Source organism: Microbacterium memoriense (assembly GCF_025398275.1).
Classification (GTDB): Bacteria; Actinomycetota; Actinomycetes; order Actinomycetales; family Microbacteriaceae; genus Microbacterium; species Microbacterium memoriense.
In genome coordinates, this window is sequence record NZ_JAODOR010000007.1 from 37,219 (window position 1) to 51,886 (window position 14,668).

At 67.0% G+C, this 14,668-nt stretch carries 19 protein-coding genes; 1 reads left to right on the forward strand and 18 read right to left on the reverse strand.

The genetic code is table 11. From position 1 onward, the window contains the following. Positions 1-93: 93 nt before the first annotated feature. Positions 94-660, reverse strand: coding sequence for a hypothetical protein (locus tag N4R40_RS06205; protein WP_261606505.1), 567 nt, complete (start codon positions 658-660; stop codon positions 94-96). A 293-nt stretch (positions 661-953) separates the two neighbouring features. On the opposite strand from N4R40_RS06205, the gene N4R40_RS06210 reads away from it, so the two are divergent. After that, positions 954-1,493 (forward strand): hypothetical protein, encoded by a 540-nt coding sequence (locus N4R40_RS06210; RefSeq protein WP_261606506.1) that lies wholly within the window; start codon positions 954-956, stop codon positions 1,491-1,493. A gap of 65 nt (positions 1,494-1,558) precedes the next feature. Here N4R40_RS06210 and N4R40_RS06215 read toward each other — a convergent pair whose 3' ends face one another. From N4R40_RS06215 to rpsE, 17 genes are all read right to left on the reverse strand, one after another. Beyond that, positions 1,559-2,233 (reverse strand): endonuclease/exonuclease/phosphatase family protein, encoded by a 675-nt coding sequence (locus N4R40_RS06215; RefSeq protein WP_261606507.1) that lies wholly within the window; start codon positions 2,231-2,233, stop codon positions 1,559-1,561. A gap of 5 nt (positions 2,234-2,238) precedes the next feature. After that, on the reverse strand, positions 2,239-3,099 hold the full coding sequence (truA, locus tag N4R40_RS06220; protein ID WP_261606508.1) for a tRNA pseudouridine(38-40) synthase TruA: 861 nt from the start codon (positions 3,097-3,099) through the stop codon (positions 2,239-2,241). Next, positions 3,086-3,973, reverse strand: a complete 888-nt coding sequence (locus N4R40_RS06225; RefSeq protein WP_261606509.1) for a carbohydrate kinase family protein — start codon at positions 3,971-3,973, stop codon at positions 3,086-3,088. The genes truA and N4R40_RS06225 overlap by 14 nt, the downstream gene beginning before the upstream one ends. Before the next feature lie 524 nt (positions 3,974-4,497). Further along, entirely contained in the window at positions 4,498-5,355 is an 858-nt protein-coding gene (locus N4R40_RS06230) for an endonuclease domain-containing protein (protein WP_261606510.1), read from the reverse strand. A 500-nt stretch (positions 5,356-5,855) separates the two neighbouring features. Then, entirely contained in the window at positions 5,856-6,404 is a 549-nt protein-coding gene (gene rplQ, locus N4R40_RS06235) for a 50S ribosomal protein L17 (RefSeq protein WP_261606511.1), read from the reverse strand. 41 nt (positions 6,405-6,445) lie between these two features. Next, positions 6,446-7,435: a DNA-directed RNA polymerase subunit alpha gene (locus N4R40_RS06240; protein ID WP_203189897.1), complete on the reverse strand. Its 990-nt coding sequence runs from the start codon at positions 7,433-7,435 to the stop codon at positions 6,446-6,448. A gap of 146 nt (positions 7,436-7,581) precedes the next feature. Further along, positions 7,582-7,980: a 30S ribosomal protein S11 gene (rpsK, locus tag N4R40_RS06245; protein WP_203189898.1), complete on the reverse strand. Its 399-nt coding sequence runs from the start codon at positions 7,978-7,980 to the stop codon at positions 7,582-7,584. Positions 7,981-8,023: 43 nt separating this feature from the next. After that, positions 8,024-8,398, reverse strand: coding sequence for a 30S ribosomal protein S13 (gene rpsM, locus N4R40_RS06250; RefSeq protein WP_261606512.1), 375 nt, complete (start codon positions 8,396-8,398; stop codon positions 8,024-8,026). Positions 8,399-8,524: 126 nt separating this feature from the next. Next, the gene (gene rpmJ, locus N4R40_RS06255) at positions 8,525-8,641 is read right to left on the reverse strand and encodes a 50S ribosomal protein L36 (RefSeq protein ID WP_005050492.1); all 117 of its coding nucleotides are present in this window, start codon (positions 8,639-8,641) and stop codon (positions 8,525-8,527) included. Between the two features lie 71 nt (positions 8,642-8,712). After that, positions 8,713-8,934, reverse strand: coding sequence for a translation initiation factor IF-1 (gene infA, locus N4R40_RS06260; RefSeq protein WP_017201569.1), 222 nt, complete (start codon positions 8,932-8,934; stop codon positions 8,713-8,715). Positions 8,935-9,072: 138 nt separating this feature from the next. Next, on the reverse strand, positions 9,073-9,759 hold the full coding sequence (locus N4R40_RS06265; RefSeq protein WP_261606513.1) for a DsbA family protein: 687 nt from the start codon (positions 9,757-9,759) through the stop codon (positions 9,073-9,075). 612 nt (positions 9,760-10,371) lie between these two features. Next, on the reverse strand, positions 10,372-11,199 hold the full coding sequence (map, locus tag N4R40_RS06270; protein WP_261606539.1) for a type I methionyl aminopeptidase: 828 nt from the start codon (positions 11,197-11,199) through the stop codon (positions 10,372-10,374). After that, on the reverse strand, positions 11,199-11,786 hold the full coding sequence (locus tag N4R40_RS06275; RefSeq protein ID WP_261606514.1) for an adenylate kinase: 588 nt from the start codon (positions 11,784-11,786) through the stop codon (positions 11,199-11,201). The genes map and N4R40_RS06275 overlap by 1 nt, the downstream gene beginning before the upstream one ends. Continuing rightward, positions 11,783-13,111, reverse strand: coding sequence for a preprotein translocase subunit SecY (gene secY / locus N4R40_RS06280; protein ID WP_261606515.1), 1,329 nt, complete (start codon positions 13,109-13,111; stop codon positions 11,783-11,785). Before secY ends, N4R40_RS06275 begins: the two co-directional genes overlap by 4 nt. Positions 13,112-13,242: 131 nt before the next feature. After that, positions 13,243-13,809 (reverse strand): 50S ribosomal protein L15, encoded by a 567-nt coding sequence (rplO, locus tag N4R40_RS06285; protein WP_261606516.1) that lies wholly within the window; start codon positions 13,807-13,809, stop codon positions 13,243-13,245. Continuing rightward, on the reverse strand, positions 13,809-13,994 hold the full coding sequence (rpmD, locus tag N4R40_RS06290) for a 50S ribosomal protein L30 (RefSeq protein ID WP_020098644.1): 186 nt from the start codon (positions 13,992-13,994) through the stop codon (positions 13,809-13,811). Before rpmD ends, rplO begins: the two co-directional genes overlap by 1 nt. Next, positions 13,994-14,641, reverse strand: coding sequence for a 30S ribosomal protein S5 (gene rpsE, locus N4R40_RS06295; RefSeq protein ID WP_261606540.1), 648 nt, complete (start codon positions 14,639-14,641; stop codon positions 13,994-13,996). The genes rpmD and rpsE overlap by 1 nt, the downstream gene beginning before the upstream one ends. Between the last annotated feature and the right edge of the window lie 27 nt (positions 14,642-14,668).

Below are 14,668 nucleotides of genomic sequence, written 5' to 3' on the forward strand. Positions count from 1 at the left end.
CCGGGGTTTCGCTCCACGGTACGTGCCTGGTCATCCTGATCGCCCGGACTTCAGCCGATCTCGACGCAGTCTTGCGCTGGCCTTGAGGTTGGCTCAGTCTTCGGAATCCGCGGCACTGCCGGCGATCGCCACCGTGAGCGTGTCGGTCGCGGTCTGCTTCGCGAACTCATTCGAGGTCGGCGTCGTCTGCACGAGGAAGTCGTAGGTGAACTGGAGCGTCACAAACGTCGCGTCCGCCGGGACCGTGCCCACGTTGAAGGTCTGCGAATAGCTGTAGGGCGCGAGCACGAGATACCCGGGCGACACGGTCGACTGGTCGATCTGGGTGGCGAGCGGCTCGAAACCCGTCGATCCGTTGGCCGGCACGGCGATCATCGTCGCCTTCTGCAGATAGACCTTCTGGCCGTCATCCGGGCTGACGGTGGTCACCATCGAGAGGCTGACGGGCTTGACGGCGTCCGCTGTCCAGCGGTCCATACGCAATGTGGACCAGTAGGAGATCGTCGCCGAGACGGCGCCCGCCACGACTTCACGCTCGGTCGATCCTCCCGACAGGTCGTTGGAGATCGGTGGGGCGACCGCGGTCGCCGTTGCCGTGGGAGTCTCCCCGCCGGAGTTCCAGGGTGCGGGGCCGCATCCAGCGAGCAGCGCGACGGACACCGTGGTCCCCGCCAGCGCCCCCAGCGTCCGGATTCGTCGAGATCGCCGATCATCACGGTGCACTCGGGTCTCCTGTCGTCACGCTCGGAGCGAGTCTAGCGAGATGAACGATGACGAAAGTTTACATACACGAAATCCTCTCAGCTTGCACTCAGCGAGGCCCTCCGCAATACTCGAAGAGTCTTCATAGACAAACGGAGTTCCCCCCAACCACCGTCGGTCACGCCCTCGACGGTGTGTGCGCGCGGTGAGCGACATCCCCCTGCACCACCCGCTCAACGAAAGCAGAAATCATGAAGCACCGTCTGACCAAGGCTGCCGCCGCTCTGGCCATCGCCACGGCCGCGGTGTTCGCTGCACCCGCCATGGCGAACGCCTACACCCCCAGCGGCCCCGACAGCAGCACCACCACGATCACTCCGGGTGGCACTGCAAACCTCACGTTCACCGGGTTCGAGCCCGGCGAAAGCGTCACCTTCACGCTCACCGGCGAGAACGGAGCGGGCGCAACGCTCGCGTTCGTCAAGTTCGCCGTGAGCAGCGCGTCGCTCACCAAGTCGGCGACGGCAGCGGGCGCAGCACCGGTTTCGGTGACGCTCCCGACCAACGCCTCCGGCACCTACACGCTCGCTGCATCGGCTGCCAGCGGCAACGCGACGCAGCAGATCGTCGTGGGGTCCGCTGCCGGTGGCGCGGCAACGCTCCCCAGCACCGGATTCGACGGCGACGGCCTCCTCGGCGTCTGGATCGGCGGCGGCGCACTCGTCCTCGCCGGCTCGGCTGTAGCCGTGGCTGCGACCGTTCGTCGCAACCGTCAGAACGTCGCGGCGTAACACCCGCAACAACAAGAGCGAGCCGCACCTTCGGGTGCGGCTCGCTCTTGTTTTGTGCCGCCCCGTCAGCGCCGGGTCAGCTCGGCAGTGATAAGGATCGGCAGGTGGTCGCTGAGCCCCTGCGGCAACGTCGTGATGTCACCGATGTCGACACCGACCGACGTCGCGAAGTCGTAGTGCCCCTTGAAGAACTTGTACCGGGTGTAGGTCCGCGTGTCGCTGAGGGTCAGCTCGTATCCGGCCTCGCGCACCTTCTGGCTCAGGTTCTCCTTGAAGACGGGGTAGTTGTAGTCGCCCACCATGAGGATGGGGAGGTCTTCGCCGAGCGTCGACAGCTCGGCGAGAGCTGCCTGGATCTGCTTGCGGCGAAGGGAGTTGAGAGCCGTGAGCGGCGCCGCGTGGAAGCTTGCCACGGTGAACTCGCGGCCGTGGTCGATGTCGCGCAGGCGCACGGCCAGCATCCGCTCTTCGGCCGGCTTCAGCACGCGGTCGTGGAGCGACTTCTTCAGCGCGAGGGTGCGGATCTCCATCGCCTCGAACGTGTTGCGACGGTAGTACACGGCAAGACCGAGCCGATTGCGCGCGGTCGCCTCGGCCAGTTGCAGGCCGGCGATCTCCGCGGGCAACGCCTCGGTGACCGCCTCCTGCAGGCAGAGGATATCGGCGTGGGTCGACTCGACGAGGGCGTCGAGCTCCAAGGCGGCCTTGTGCTTGTTGAGGTTGTACGAGATGACCTTCACTCGGCTCAGCCTAGGTGCTCGACGCCCCGTCGGGCACGTGTCTGCTCAGCGCGGAGGGCCAGCAGATCCTCAGCCGGGTAGCCGACTTCGATGAGCGTGAGGCCGCGGGCCGCGAGAACCGGAAACTCGCTCGTGCGGAGGGCCTCGTCGCGCAGACGCACGACGTCGGCGGGCGTGAGCCGCCCCTCCCCGACCCGTGTACAGGCACCGACGAGAGCGCGCACCATGCTGTGGCAGAAGGCATCCGCTTTGACGTTCGCGATCAGGATGCCGTGGTCATCCCGGTGCCAGCCGAAATCGAGCAGTGTGCGGATCGTGGTCGCACCCTCGCGCCACTTGCAGTAGGCCGCGAAGTCGTGGAGGCCGATGAGGGAGCGGGCCGCGGCATCCATCGCCTCGACGTCGAGCGGGGCCTTCACGGTCGTCGTGCGGCCGCGCTCGAGCGGGTCGTAGGGCCCGTCTGAGATGCGGTACTCGTAGCGACGCCAGACGGCCGAGAAGCGGGCGTCGAAGCCGTCGGGCGCCGCTGCCACGCGGTGGACGGCGACGTCGGAGTACGGGCCGAGCACGCCGTTCAGCCGTGCAGCGAGCGCCTCGGGCTCGGGCGAGCGCCCCTTCGTCAACCGGTTGCGCTGCGCATCGGTGAGGTCGAGGTGGGCGACTTGGCCCGCCGCGTGCACCCCGGCATCCGTTCGCCCGGCGACGACCAGTTGCGGGTCGCCGCCGAGGATGCGGGCGATCGCTGCCTCGAGAGTGCCCTGGACGGTGCGGAGCCCGGGTTGGCGCGCCCAGCCCCGGAAGGCGCTGCCGTCGTAGGCGAGATCGAGGCGCAGACGCGCGTGTCCAGCCTCCTCAGAGCGCAGCATCGACCTCGGCCCGAGCCGGCGGGTTCGCGCCCGGGCGCGACACCGTGATCCCGGCCATCACCGCGGCGCGGCGGAGGGCCCGTTCGAACGCCGCCTCGGATTCGAACAGAAGTGGATCGTCGAGGGCGCTGGAGATGAGGCTGGCCATGGCGGCATCGCCGGCGCCGATCGTGTCGGCGACGTCGACGGAATACGGGTCGACCTCGGTGATTCCGCCGGGACCGAGTCCCAGCGCGCCCTCACCGCCGCGGGTGATGACGACGATGCGCGGGCCGTAGGCGGCGATCTCGGCGAGCACCTGCTCGGGCAGGAGACCCGGGAAGAGCCACGCGGCATCCTCATCGCTGAGCTTGACGAGGTCGGCCGTGCGGGCGGCGGCGACGAAGCGCGCGTGGGCCTCGCGGTGCTCGCCGACGAGCGCCGGGCGGATGTTGGGGTCGAGCGTAATCAGGGCGCGGCCCTTCGCGCGCTGCAGGGCGTCGAGGACGGCCGTTCCGCCGGGCTCGAGAAACAGCGCGATCGAGCCGGTGTGGACGGCGCTGGCGTCACGGAGCGCCGGGGCGGCGATCGTCCAATTGATGTCGAAGTCATACTCGGCCGAGCCGTCGGTGCGCAGGCGCGCCCGCGCGGTGGAGGTGGCGGCATCCGACCACGACTCATCGGCAACGACGGCGCCGGACTCTTCGACCTGGGCGGCGATGCGCGCGCCGCGGTCATCGCGGCCGAGGCGTGTCAGCAGCGTGACATCGTGGCCCTGCCGCGCGAGGCCGATCGCGACGTTGGCGGGGCTGCCGCCGACGAGCTCCCGGTCGCCGCCGACAGTTTCGACGATGTCGATGAGAGCCTCACCGATCACCAGCACCTGAGATGTCATTCCCCCAGTCTGGCCGACGCAGCGGGATCTGCGCGCGTTGCGACGCCCTGGGGTGTGACCGGGGTTTGCGCCGCAACGCGGGCACCTCACCTAAATAACTCCTGCGCCCCGAGGTCCTCACTGCCGCCCGACCCCGTGTTCCCGGGCTATTCGCCCTCGTCGCTCTCCAGGCTGCAGGAGTTATCCATGCAGGCGCGCCATCACTGGCTTCCACACGACGGCGAGAGGGGGGTGAGGTCCCGTCGGCGGCGGCGGCGGCCTCACCCTGCCCTCCGGCGCCTCCGGTAGTCCGGGCGTCGATTGCCCCTGCATCCGCATCCGGGTCGCGACTGCCGGTCGACTTGCCCCTGCATCCGCGTGGCGCGGCCAACCACCCTCCACCGCCGCCACCTGAACATCTCCTGCTGGTTGCGTCGTCGCTGGGGGCGAAGCCTCGAAATCCGGGCGACCAATTGCGTTGTCGACCGTGCTGCAGGAGATATTCAGGTGGGCGCTGGATGACAACCGATGCGGCGGCCGGCAGATCAGAGTCGGCACGCGAGGATCTCTCGCAGTGCAGCGCGCACCTCATCCGGGCGATAGAGGATGTCTTCGGCAAGCGGGCGGATGGTCGTGTAGCCCTGGCGCGCTGCGGCGATATCGCGACGGCGATCTTCCTGCTGCTTCTCCCATCCCTGGTGATGAGCCTTACTGTCGCACTCGACGATCAACCAGCCGTCGATGATGAAGTCGACGCGACCGACGCCCCGCACTTTCACCTGCAGCTCGTATGTCGCGCCGATCTGGCGCAACATGAGACGCACGAGCGATTCTGTGCCCGACTCGCTGCGGGCATCGACCACGGCCAGCACTGCGGCGTACCGCCCCGGGAGGCTCGCGAAGACCTCGCGGACTTCCGCCATCGTGGCCAGCCCCACGTGCAGCACGCTATCGACGGTGGCGACCGCGAGGGGCGGCGTCTGGCACCGCACGGCACAGCGGAGGGCATCGAGGATCGCGACGGTGTGACGGTTCGGCGCAACGTGCCGCAGGTTCACCCAGTGCAGGGCGACCTTTCGATGCGCCGTGGCCGAACGCACCCACCGCGCGCCTCGGTCGTCGGCCGCGCGTAATCGGGAAGCGCGACGTTCGACCTGCAGATGGAGAACCGAGCTATCGAAAACGAATGCGCCCCAGAGCGCGAGGAGCGTCACGCACGACAGCCGGGCACCAATGCGCACGGCGCGGTCGATATCGGGGTGGGAGGACACGACATACCGGTCGCGTCGAAGACGGATGAGGTGGCCGGCGGCGACGTCGCGCTCGATGCGCCATGTCGTGAAGCCTGAGGCTCGGAGATCGCTGCGCGAGTACACCTGGGTAGAGAGGAGATCTGATGGCATGCCCTGAAGCGTGCCGGTCGTGAACCGCGTATGGGGCGGGCACGATCCAATCGGGGGACAACGCGAGAGATCTGCGCGCTGGGGAGGAAGCTATGCCCTCCTGCCACCTGAACAGCTCCGGCCACACGGCGCTGGCGGTCTGGCTGGACTACGCCACCAGCCGGCCGAGCCGGCGCGCCCGCATCGGTGAGCTGGCCAGCGCAGCCGCGGAACCGCCGCCTGACCCGGAGGCTGCGGTGACCTGAATAACTCCTGCGTTGCGGAGTCCGGGAGCAGAGACCAGAGCGGAAATCCTCACAAATGCGGTGAGCGGAGTATCCCGCCGCAGGATGCTGCAGGAGTTATTCAGGTGGGACGCGCGAACACACAGCGAGGGAACGAGCGAGCGGTGGAACACGAGGGAACGCGAAGCGAGGAACGCACCAACCGTGGGACCCCGGCGTGCGCGAAGAGGCCCGCACCGATAGACGGTGCGGGCCTCTTCAGCTACAGCGAGAGAGTTACTTCTCGTCGGCGGGAGCCTCGACGGCCTCGTCGGCCGCAGCCTCAGCGGCTGCGCCCTCCTCGGGCGACTCAGCGCCGGCGTCGGCAGCCTCGTCAGCGACAGGCGTCTCCTCGACCTCAGCCGAAGCCTCGGCGGCCGGAGCAGCCGCGGCAGCGGACTTCTTGGCCGACTTGGGCTTCGGGTTGACCGGCTCGAGAACGAGCTCGATGACAGCCATGGGGGCGTTGTCGCCCTTGCGGTTGCCGATCTTCGTGATGCGGGTGTAACCACCCTCACGCTCGGCGACGAGCGGCGCGATCTCGGCGAAGAGCTCGTGCACGACGCCCTTGTCGCCGATGACCGACAGCACCCGGCGACGGGCGTGCAGGTCGCCGCGCTTGGCGAACGTGATCAGGCGCTCGGCGAGCGGACGCACGCGCTTGGCCTTGGTCTCGGTCGTCGTGATCGACTTGTGGGTGAAGAGGGCCGCGGCGAGGTTCGCAAGCAGCAGGCGCTCGTGTGCGGGGCCGCCTCCGAGGCGGGGACCCTTTGTGGGCTTGGGCATGTCAGTTACTCCAGATGAAAGATGTCAGCGAGGGCCGAGACTCAGACGGTCTCGTCGTCGTAGCCGCCGTAGAAGTGTGCGCCGTCGAACCCGGGGACCGAGTCCTTCAGCGACAGACCGAGCGAGATGAGCTTGTCGCGCACCTCGTCGACCGACTTCTGGCCGAAGTTGCGGATGTTCATGAGCTGCGTCTCCGACAGGGCGACGAGCTCGGACACCGTGTTGATGCCTTCGCGCTTGAGGCAGTTGTACGAGCGGACGGACAGATCGAGGTCCTCGATCGGCATCGACAGTTCGTTCGTGAGGACCTGCTCGACCGGCGCGGGGCCGATCTCGATGCCCTCGGCCTCGACGTTGAGCTCGCGCGCCAGACCGAACAGCTCAGTCAGGGTGCGGCCGGCCGATGCGACAGCATCGCGCGGCGACATCGAGGACTTGCTCTCGACATCCAGCACGAGCTTGTCGAAGTCGGTGCGCTCACCGGCACGGGTCGCGTCGACGCGGTAGCTGACCTTCAGAACGGGCGAGTAGATCGAGTCGATCGGCACCTGGCCGGCCTCGGCGTACTCGTTGCGGTTCTGGGTCGCCGAGACGTAGCCACGGCCACGCTCGATCGTCAGCTCGAGCTCGAACTTGGCCGAGTCGTTGAGCGTCGCGATGACCAGCTCGGGGTTGTGGATCTCGACACCGGCGGGAGCGGAGATGTCGGCAGCCGTAACCTCGCCGGCACCGGTCTTGCGCAGGTACGCCGTGATCGGCTCGTCGCGCTCCGAAGAGACGACCAGCGTCTTGATGTTGAGGATGATCTCGGTGACATCCTCCTTCACGCCCGGAATGGTGCTGAACTCGTGCAGCACTCCGTCGATCCGGATGCTGGTGACCGCGGCGCCGGGGATCGACGACAGCAGGCTGCGACGCAGAGCGTTGCCGATGGTGTAGCCGAAGCCGGGCTCCAGCGGTTCGATGACGAACCGGCTGCGGAACTCGCCGATCTTCTCCTCGGTCAGAGTGGGACGCTGTGCAATAAGCACTATGTGTTCCTTTCGATCACGTGACCGCTATATGACACGTGTGGGTGGTGAGTGTTGAGTTTTGAGCGGCCGGATGACAGCGGCATCCGGCAAAGTGACCGACGGGCTCAGGAACGCCCGGAGGGTCCCTGAGCCTGTCGAAAGAGTCAGACGCGGCGGCGCTTCGGGGGACGGCAGCCGTTGTGAGCCTGGGGCGTGACGTCGCTGATCGAGCCGACCTCGAGGCCGGCGGCGGTGAGCGAACGGATCGCGGTCTCGCGTCCCGAGCCGGGGCCCTTGACGAAGACGTCGACCTTCTTGACGCCGTGCTCCTGCGCCTGGCGAGCGGCCGATTCGGCGGCCATGCCGGCGGCGTACGGCGTGGACTTGCGCGAGCCCTTGAAGCCCACACCACCCGAGGATGCCCAGCTGATGACGGCGCCCGAGGGGTCCGTGATCGAGACGATCGTGTTGTTGAACGTCGACTTGATGTGGGCGTGGCCCAGCGCGATGTTCTTCTTTTCCTTGCGGCGCGGCTTGCGCGCTGCGGACTTGGCCTGTGCCATGTGCGTTATCTCCTAGAACCTGTGAGAAGCCGAGGGCCGCGCGTCAGCGCGCCTTCTTCTTGCCGGCGACGGTGCGCTTGGGGCCCTTGCGGGTGCGCGCGTTGGTCTTGGTGCGCTGACCGCGCACGGGAAGGCCACGACGGTGGCGGATGCCCTCGTACGAGCCGATCTCCACCTTGCGGCGGATGTCGGCGGCGACCTCACGGCGGAGGTCACCTTCCACCTTGTACTCGGCGTCGATGTGATCGCGCAGGGCGATCAGCTGGTCGTCGGTGAGGTCCTTGACGCGGATCGACTCGTCGATCTCGGTGGCCTTGAGGATCTCGACCGAGCGGGTACGGCCGATGCCGTAGATGTAGGTGAGGGCGATCACCACGCGCTTGTCGCGCGGGATGTCAACGCCGGCAAGACGTGCCATGCGGTTTCTCCTAGGAGTAATGGAGGTGTGGGGCAGGATCGGTGCCCGGGCCTCCAGCCCGGGGTGTCCCCTCCGAAGAGGTTCTGAACCTGCCTGTTATGTATTCAGTTGTGAAATCTGGTGGGTTCAGCCCTGGCGCTGCTTGTGGCGCGGGTTGGACTTGCAGATGACCATGACGCGACCGTGGCGACGGATGACCTTGCAGTGGTCGCAGATGGGCTTGACGGAGGGGTTAACCTTCATGATTTTTCTTTCGCTGTCTTCGAGTCGCGCGGATGCCGCGGCATCCGTCCGCTCGTTACTTCTCGACCGGCCTAGCGGTATCGGTAGACGATGCGCCCGCGGGTGAGGTCGTAGGGCGAGAGCTCCACGACGACACGGTCCTCGGGAATGATGCGGATGTAGTTCTGCCGCATCTTGCCGGAAATCGTCGCGAGGACCTTGTGTCCGTTGCTCAACTCAACGCGGAACATCGCATTGGGCAGGGCCTCGGAGATCACACCCTCGATCTCGATGACTCCGTCTTTTTTCGCCATACGCTCGCTAACGCTGGGCAGACCGGTCGGTCTGCGGTGGATGTTGGGGTTCGGTGCAATGACACGCCAATGGAGGCGCAACGCACCAAAGATCTAGTGTACGTGATAGTGGAGGATGCGGCAAACCACCGCATCCGCTCAGTTGAAGAGCGTGGCGAACTGGCCCGTCGCCGGGATCGTCGAGTTCGAGATGACCTCACCGTTGACGGCGAGCGTGGGCGTACCGATGCCCGACGAGCCCGGCTGGACCGGCGTCTTCTGGGTCATCGCGGTCACGAAATCGGTGTAGGTGCCGTCACTGACGCAAGACTCGATGCCCTCGACACCGACGCCGGAGGCGATCTCCAGGATCTGTTCGTCGGTGAGGCCGGCGGAGTTCTCTTCGGGCTGCTCCTCGAACATCGCCTGCATGAAGGGGACCGCGGCATCCGGATCGGCTTCAGCGACGCAGTACATGGCATTCGCCGCGCGTGTGGAGAACGCCGTGCCCTGCGAGTAGCGGTCGAGGATCGCGATCGGGTGGATGTTCAGCGTGATCGTGCCGGCGTTCACGAGGTCGAGGATCTCACCGCCGTAGGTCTGCTCGAACTGGCCGCAGATCGGGCACATGAAGTCGATGTAGGTGTCGAGGGACTGCTCGCCCTCCCCCACGATGATCGCGCCGGTCGTCTGATCGATGCCGGATCCGGTCGGCAGGGTGCCGGGGTCGTTCGCGGAGTTGTTCATCCACACGACGAGGGCGATCACGAGAGCGACGATGGCGACGACGGCCACACTCACCCAGATCGCGAACCAGTTGGTCTTGCCCGCTGCTGCCTGTGCCATGTTCGTGTGCCTTCTTCTCGCGCCGCCGCTTATCTCCTCTATCTTCCCTCATCCCCCGCTATGCATTCCCCGTGAACGGCGCTAGGTCACCGGGCAGTCACCCTCCACCTGAATAACTCCTGCAGCTGGCGGACTGGACCGGGAGCGACCCGTGGGAATCCCGCTGTTGTGCCACCAATGCGGGGCGAGCCCGCAGGAGTTATCCAGGAGGTCACGCCAACGAGCACAGCGAGCCCCACCGCGGTGTTCCTCGCGAGCCACGCACCGTACGCCTGAACAATTCCTGCAGCCACGCACCGCTCGGCGGATGAGCGCCCGGATTTCCGCGGCTATCACCCCGCCGAGGGCTGTCGCGCAGGAGATATTCAGGCCGCGGCGCAGTGACAGCGCGGCGCGTTGAACCACCGGCAGTCGAGGCGCCCGCTGCGGGGCCCATCGACGCGGCGCGGTGTCTCTCGGGTGCTCTCCCTGAAGAACTCCTGCGGGACTCGCGCCTGACGGCGAGGACACCACCGAAATCCGGGTATGCGTGGCGCAGCGGGCGCGGGCCTGCAGGAATTACTCAGGCGACACCGCAGCGAGGGAGTATCGCACGCCGGAGCGCGCGCGGGGTTAGGGGACGGGGACCGGGGTCACGCCGAAGGGGGCGAGAGCGGCCGCGCCGCCGTCGGGCGAGGTCAGTACCCAGATGCCGGTCTCGTGCACCGCGACGCTGTGCTCCCAATGCGCGCCGTCGCTGCCGTCGACCGTGGATACGGTCCAGTCGTCGTCTTCGACGAACGTCGCGTCGGATCCGGCGGTCACCATCGGCTCGATCGCCAGGCACAGGCCCGGCTTCACTTCGGCGCCGGGATCGGACACGTGGTAGTTGAAGACCGTGGGCGCCTCGTGCATCTTGCGGCCGATGCCGTGGCCGACGTAGTCGCGCAGGATGCCGTACTCCCCCTGCGCGTCGATGTAGCTCTGCACGGCGTCACCGACCTCGCCGACGCGGCGAGCCGACGCGAGCGCCGCGATCCCCGCCCAGAGGGAGCCCTCCGTCACATCCGACAGCCGCTGCCGCGAAGACGCCACGACCGGGTCGCCGCCGGGAACGACGATCGTCGTCGCCGAGTCGCCGTTCCACCCCTGGTACTGCGCGCCCGAATCGATCGAGACGATGTCGCCGGGCTCGAGGACACGCGAGCCGGGGATGCCGTGGACCACCTGGTCGTTGACCGAGATGCAGGTCGTGTGGCGATAGCCGCGCACGAGCTGGAAATTCGACTCCGCGCCGCGCGAGCGGATGACGTCGAACGCCGCGGCATCCAACTCCCCCGTGGTCACACCGGGAGCGATCAGCGCCCGCACCGCGTCGAGGGATGCTGCCGTGATCAGACCCGGCTCCACCATCGACCGCAGCTGCGCGGGCGTCTTGTAGATCGAGCGACGAAGCCCCATCACGCCGTGATGCCGCGTGCGGATAGCGCCGCGATGATGCGTTCGAACACCTCGTCGAGCGAACCGACACCGTCGATCTCCACCGCAATCCCGCGCGAGCGGTAGACGTCGAGAATAGGTGCGGTCTCGGATTCATAGATAGCGAGGCGCTTGGCGATGGACTCTTCGTTGTCATCGGCGCGGCCCTGCTCGGCGGCGCGCAGCGACAGGCGCTGAATCGACTCGTCGCGCGGCACAGAGAGCTCGATGACGGCCGTGAGCGGCTCGCCGCGGCCCTCGAGGAACCCGTCGAGGTCACCGACCTGACCGAGGTTGCGCGGATACCCGTCGAGCAGGAATCCCGCGGCAGCGTCGTCCTGCGCGAGGCGATCGCGCACGATCGCCGAGGTGAGCTCGTCGGGGACGAGATCTCCGGCCTCGATGATGGCCTGCACCTGGAGCCCGAGGTCCGTGCCGTCCTTCACGTTCGCCCGGAAGACATCTCCGGTCGACACAGCCGGAATCCCGAAGGCTTCGGCGATGCGGACGCCCTGCGTCCCCTTGCCGGAGCCCTGCGGTCCGATGATCAGGAGGCGAGCGGCGGTCATCGCAGGAGCCCTTCGTAGTGGCGCTGCTGCAGCTGCGCATCGATCTGCTTGACGGTCTCCAGGCCGACGCCGACGATGATGAGGATCGACGCGCCACCGAACGGGAAGTTCTGGTTGGCACCGACGGTCGCCAGGGCGATCAGCGGGAGCAGGGCGATGAGACCCAGGTAGATCGAGCCGGGCAACGTGATGCGGGTGAGCACGTAGTCGAGGTACTCGGCCGTCGGGCGCCCGGCACGGATGCCGGGGATGAACCCGCCGTACTTCTTCATGTTGTCGGCGACCTCAACCGGGTTGAAGGTGATCGCGACGTAGAAGTACGTGAAGCCGATGATCAGCAGGAAGTACGTGAGCATGTACAGCGGCTGGTCGCCGGTCGTGAAGTTCGCCTGGATCCAGCTGACCCATCCGGGGATGTTGCCGTCGGCATCCGGAGTCTGGTTGAACTGGGCGATCAGCGCGGGAATGTACAGCAGCGAGGAGGCGAAGATGACGGGCACGACGCCGGCCATGTTCACCTTGATCGGGATGTAGGTGTTCGTGCCGCCGAGCGTGCGGCGTCCCACCATCCGCTTGGCGTACTGCACCGGCACACGCCGCTGCGACTGCTCGACGAAGACGACGAGCGCCACGACGATCACGCCGACAGCGAGCACCAGGAGGAAGACCTCGAAGCCGCGCGCCTGCTGGATCGACCACATCGCGGCCGGGAAGGTCGCGGCGATCGAGGTGAAGATGAGGATCGACATGCCGTTGCCGACGCCACGCTCGGTGACGAGCTCGGCGAACCACATGATGAGGCCGGTACCGGCGGTCAGCGTGATGATCATCAGCAGCTGCGCCCACCAGGCGGTGTTGGTCAGCAGCGCGTTGCACTCGGCGATGTTCGTCGAACCGAACAGCTGGCCGGACCGTGCGACGGTCACGAGCGTCGTCGACTGCAGGAGCGCCAGCGCGATCGTGAGGTAACGCGTGTATTGCGTCAGCTTCGCCTGGCCCGACTGGCCCTCCTTGTAGAGGGTCTCGAAGTGCGGGATCACCACGCGCAGCAGCTGGACGATGATCGTCGCGGTGATGTACGGCATGACGCCGAGCGCGAAGATCGACAACTGCAGAAGCGCGCCGCCCGAGAACAGGTTCACGAGCGAGAGCAGGCCCTCGCTGGCGGAACCGGTCTGGTCGAGGCACGACTGGACATTCGGGAAGCTCACGAACGGCGCCGGCACGTGCGCGCCGAGACGATAGATCGCGATGATGGCCAGGGTGAAGCCGATCTTCCGCCGGAGGTCCGGGGTGCGGAAGACCCGCGCAATAGCGCTGAACAAAGGAATTTCCTCCAGTGGGATTTCCGCCTGCGGGTGGCGGGTGCTTCGGGAGCACCGTTTCCCAGCGTACGGCAACAGGGACCGGCACCGGTTCTCGAGCGAATCGAGATCGGGCCGGCCCCTGCCGTGGATTACTTGATCGAACCGCCCGCGGCGATGATCTTCTCGCTGGCCGAACCCGAGACCTTGTCGACCGACACGGTGAGCTTGACCGAGATGTCGCCGGTGCCGAGCACCTTGACCTTCTCGTTCTTGCGCACGGCGCCCTTGGCGACGAGGTCCGTGATGGTGACGTCGCCTCCCGTCGGGTACAGCTCGGCGAGCTTGTCGAGGTTGACCACCTGGTACTCGACGCGGAACGGGTTCTTGAACCCGCGCAGCTTCGGTGTACGCATGTGGAGGGGCATCTGCCCACCCTCGAAGCCGGCCTTCACCTGGTAACGGGCCTTCTGACCCTTGGTGCCGCGACCGGCGGTCTTGCCCTTCGAGCCCTCACCGCGACCCACGCGGGTCTTGGCCTTGTTGGACCCGGGGACCGGACGCAGGTGGTGGACCTTCAGGACGCCGGGACGCTTGGTCTCAGATTCCTTCTTCGGAGCCGCAGCCTTCGTCGCAGGCGCCTTTTTGGCGGCCGGCTTCTTGGCGGGGGCCTTCTTCTCGACGACCTCTTCGGTCGCCTTCGTGGCCTTCTCAGCCATTAGTCGATCTCCTCAACCTTGACGAGGTGCGCGACGGTCTTGATGTAGCCGCGCGTCTGCGCGTCATCCGGACGAACGACGGAGTCGTTGATCCGCTTCAGACCGAGCGAACGCAGCGTGTCACGCTGGTTCTGCTTTTCGCTCACCTTGGACTTGACCTGGGTCACCTTCAGACGGGCAGCCATCAGGCACCTACCTTTGCAGCGGCCGCGGCGTCAGCCTCGGCGCGGATCAGACGGGCCGGAGCCACCTGGTCGAAGTCGAGACCACGACGGGCGGCGACGGCACGGGGCTCCTCGAGCTGCTTCAGAGCGGCGACGGTCGCGTGCACGATGTTGATCGTGTTCGACGAACCGAGCGACTTCGAGAGCACATCGTGGATGCCGGCGCACTCGAGCACGGCACGCACCGGGCCACCGGCGATAACACCGGTACCCGAGGAGGCCGGACGGAGAAGGACGACACCGGCAGCGGCCTCACCCTGCACGGGGTGCGGGATGGTGGAGCCGGAGCGGGGCACGCGGAAGAAGTTGCGCTTGGCCTCTTCAACACCCTTGGAGATGGCCAGGGGCACCTCGCGGGCCTTGCCGTAGCCGACGCCGACGAGTCCGTTGCCATCGCCCACGACGACCAGCGCCGTGAAGCTGAAGCGACGACCGCCCTTGACGACCTTCGACACGCGGTTGATGGTCACGACGCGCTCGAGGAACTGGCTCTTCTCGGCGTCACGGCCACCGCGGTCGCGGGTCTGGCTGCGCTCGCGGCCACCGCGACGCGGCTCACGCTCACGCTCGACGGGTGCCTCGGCGACGACAGCAGGCTGCTCGGTCACTTCGGTGTTCTCCACATTCACAGTTGC

Excerpts from the sequence above, each read along its gene's own strand:
- rpsM (WP_261606512.1), bottom strand. The coding sequence starts at position 8,398 with ATGGCACGTCTTGCCGGCGTTGACATCCCGCGCGACAAGCGCGTGGTG.
- N4R40_RS06275 (WP_261606514.1), bottom strand. The coding sequence starts at position 11,786 with ATGACCGCCGCTCGCCTCCTGATCATCGGACCGCAGGGCTCCGGCAAG.
- infA (WP_017201569.1), bottom strand. The coding sequence starts at position 8,934 with ATGGCGAAAAAAGACGGAGTCATCGAGATCGAGGGTGTGATCTCCGAG.
- truA (WP_261606508.1), bottom strand. The coding sequence starts at position 3,099 with ATGCTGCGCTCTGAGGAGGCTGGACACGCGCGTCTGCGCCTCGATCTC.
- map (WP_261606539.1), bottom strand. The coding sequence starts at position 11,199 with ATGGGGCTTCGTCGCTCGATCTACAAGACGCCCGCGCAGCTGCGGTCG.
- rplQ (WP_261606511.1), bottom strand. The coding sequence starts at position 6,404 with ATGCCCAAGCCCACAAAGGGTCCCCGCCTCGGAGGCGGCCCCGCACAC.
- rplO (WP_261606516.1), bottom strand. The coding sequence starts at position 13,809 with ATGGCTGAGAAGGCCACGAAGGCGACCGAAGAGGTCGTCGAGAAGAAG.
- rpmJ (WP_005050492.1), bottom strand. The coding sequence starts at position 8,641 with ATGAAGGTTAACCCCTCCGTCAAGCCCATCTGCGACCACTGCAAGGTC.
- N4R40_RS06225 (WP_261606509.1), bottom strand. The coding sequence starts at position 3,973 with ATGACATCTCAGGTGCTGGTGATCGGTGAGGCTCTCATCGACATCGTC.
- N4R40_RS06230 (WP_261606510.1), bottom strand. The coding sequence starts at position 5,355 with ATGCCATCAGATCTCCTCTCTACCCAGGTGTACTCGCGCAGCGATCTC.
- rpsK (WP_203189898.1), bottom strand. The coding sequence starts at position 7,980 with ATGGCACAGGCCAAGTCCGCAGCGCGCAAGCCGCGCCGCAAGGAAAAG.
- N4R40_RS06265 (WP_261606513.1), bottom strand. The coding sequence starts at position 9,759 with ATGGCACAGGCAGCAGCGGGCAAGACCAACTGGTTCGCGATCTGGGTG.
- N4R40_RS06210 (WP_261606506.1), top strand. The coding sequence starts at position 954 with ATGAAGCACCGTCTGACCAAGGCTGCCGCCGCTCTGGCCATCGCCACG.
- rpmD (WP_020098644.1), bottom strand. The coding sequence starts at position 13,994 with ATGGCTGCCCGTCTGAAGGTGACCCAGGTCAAGTCCAAGGTGAGCGAA.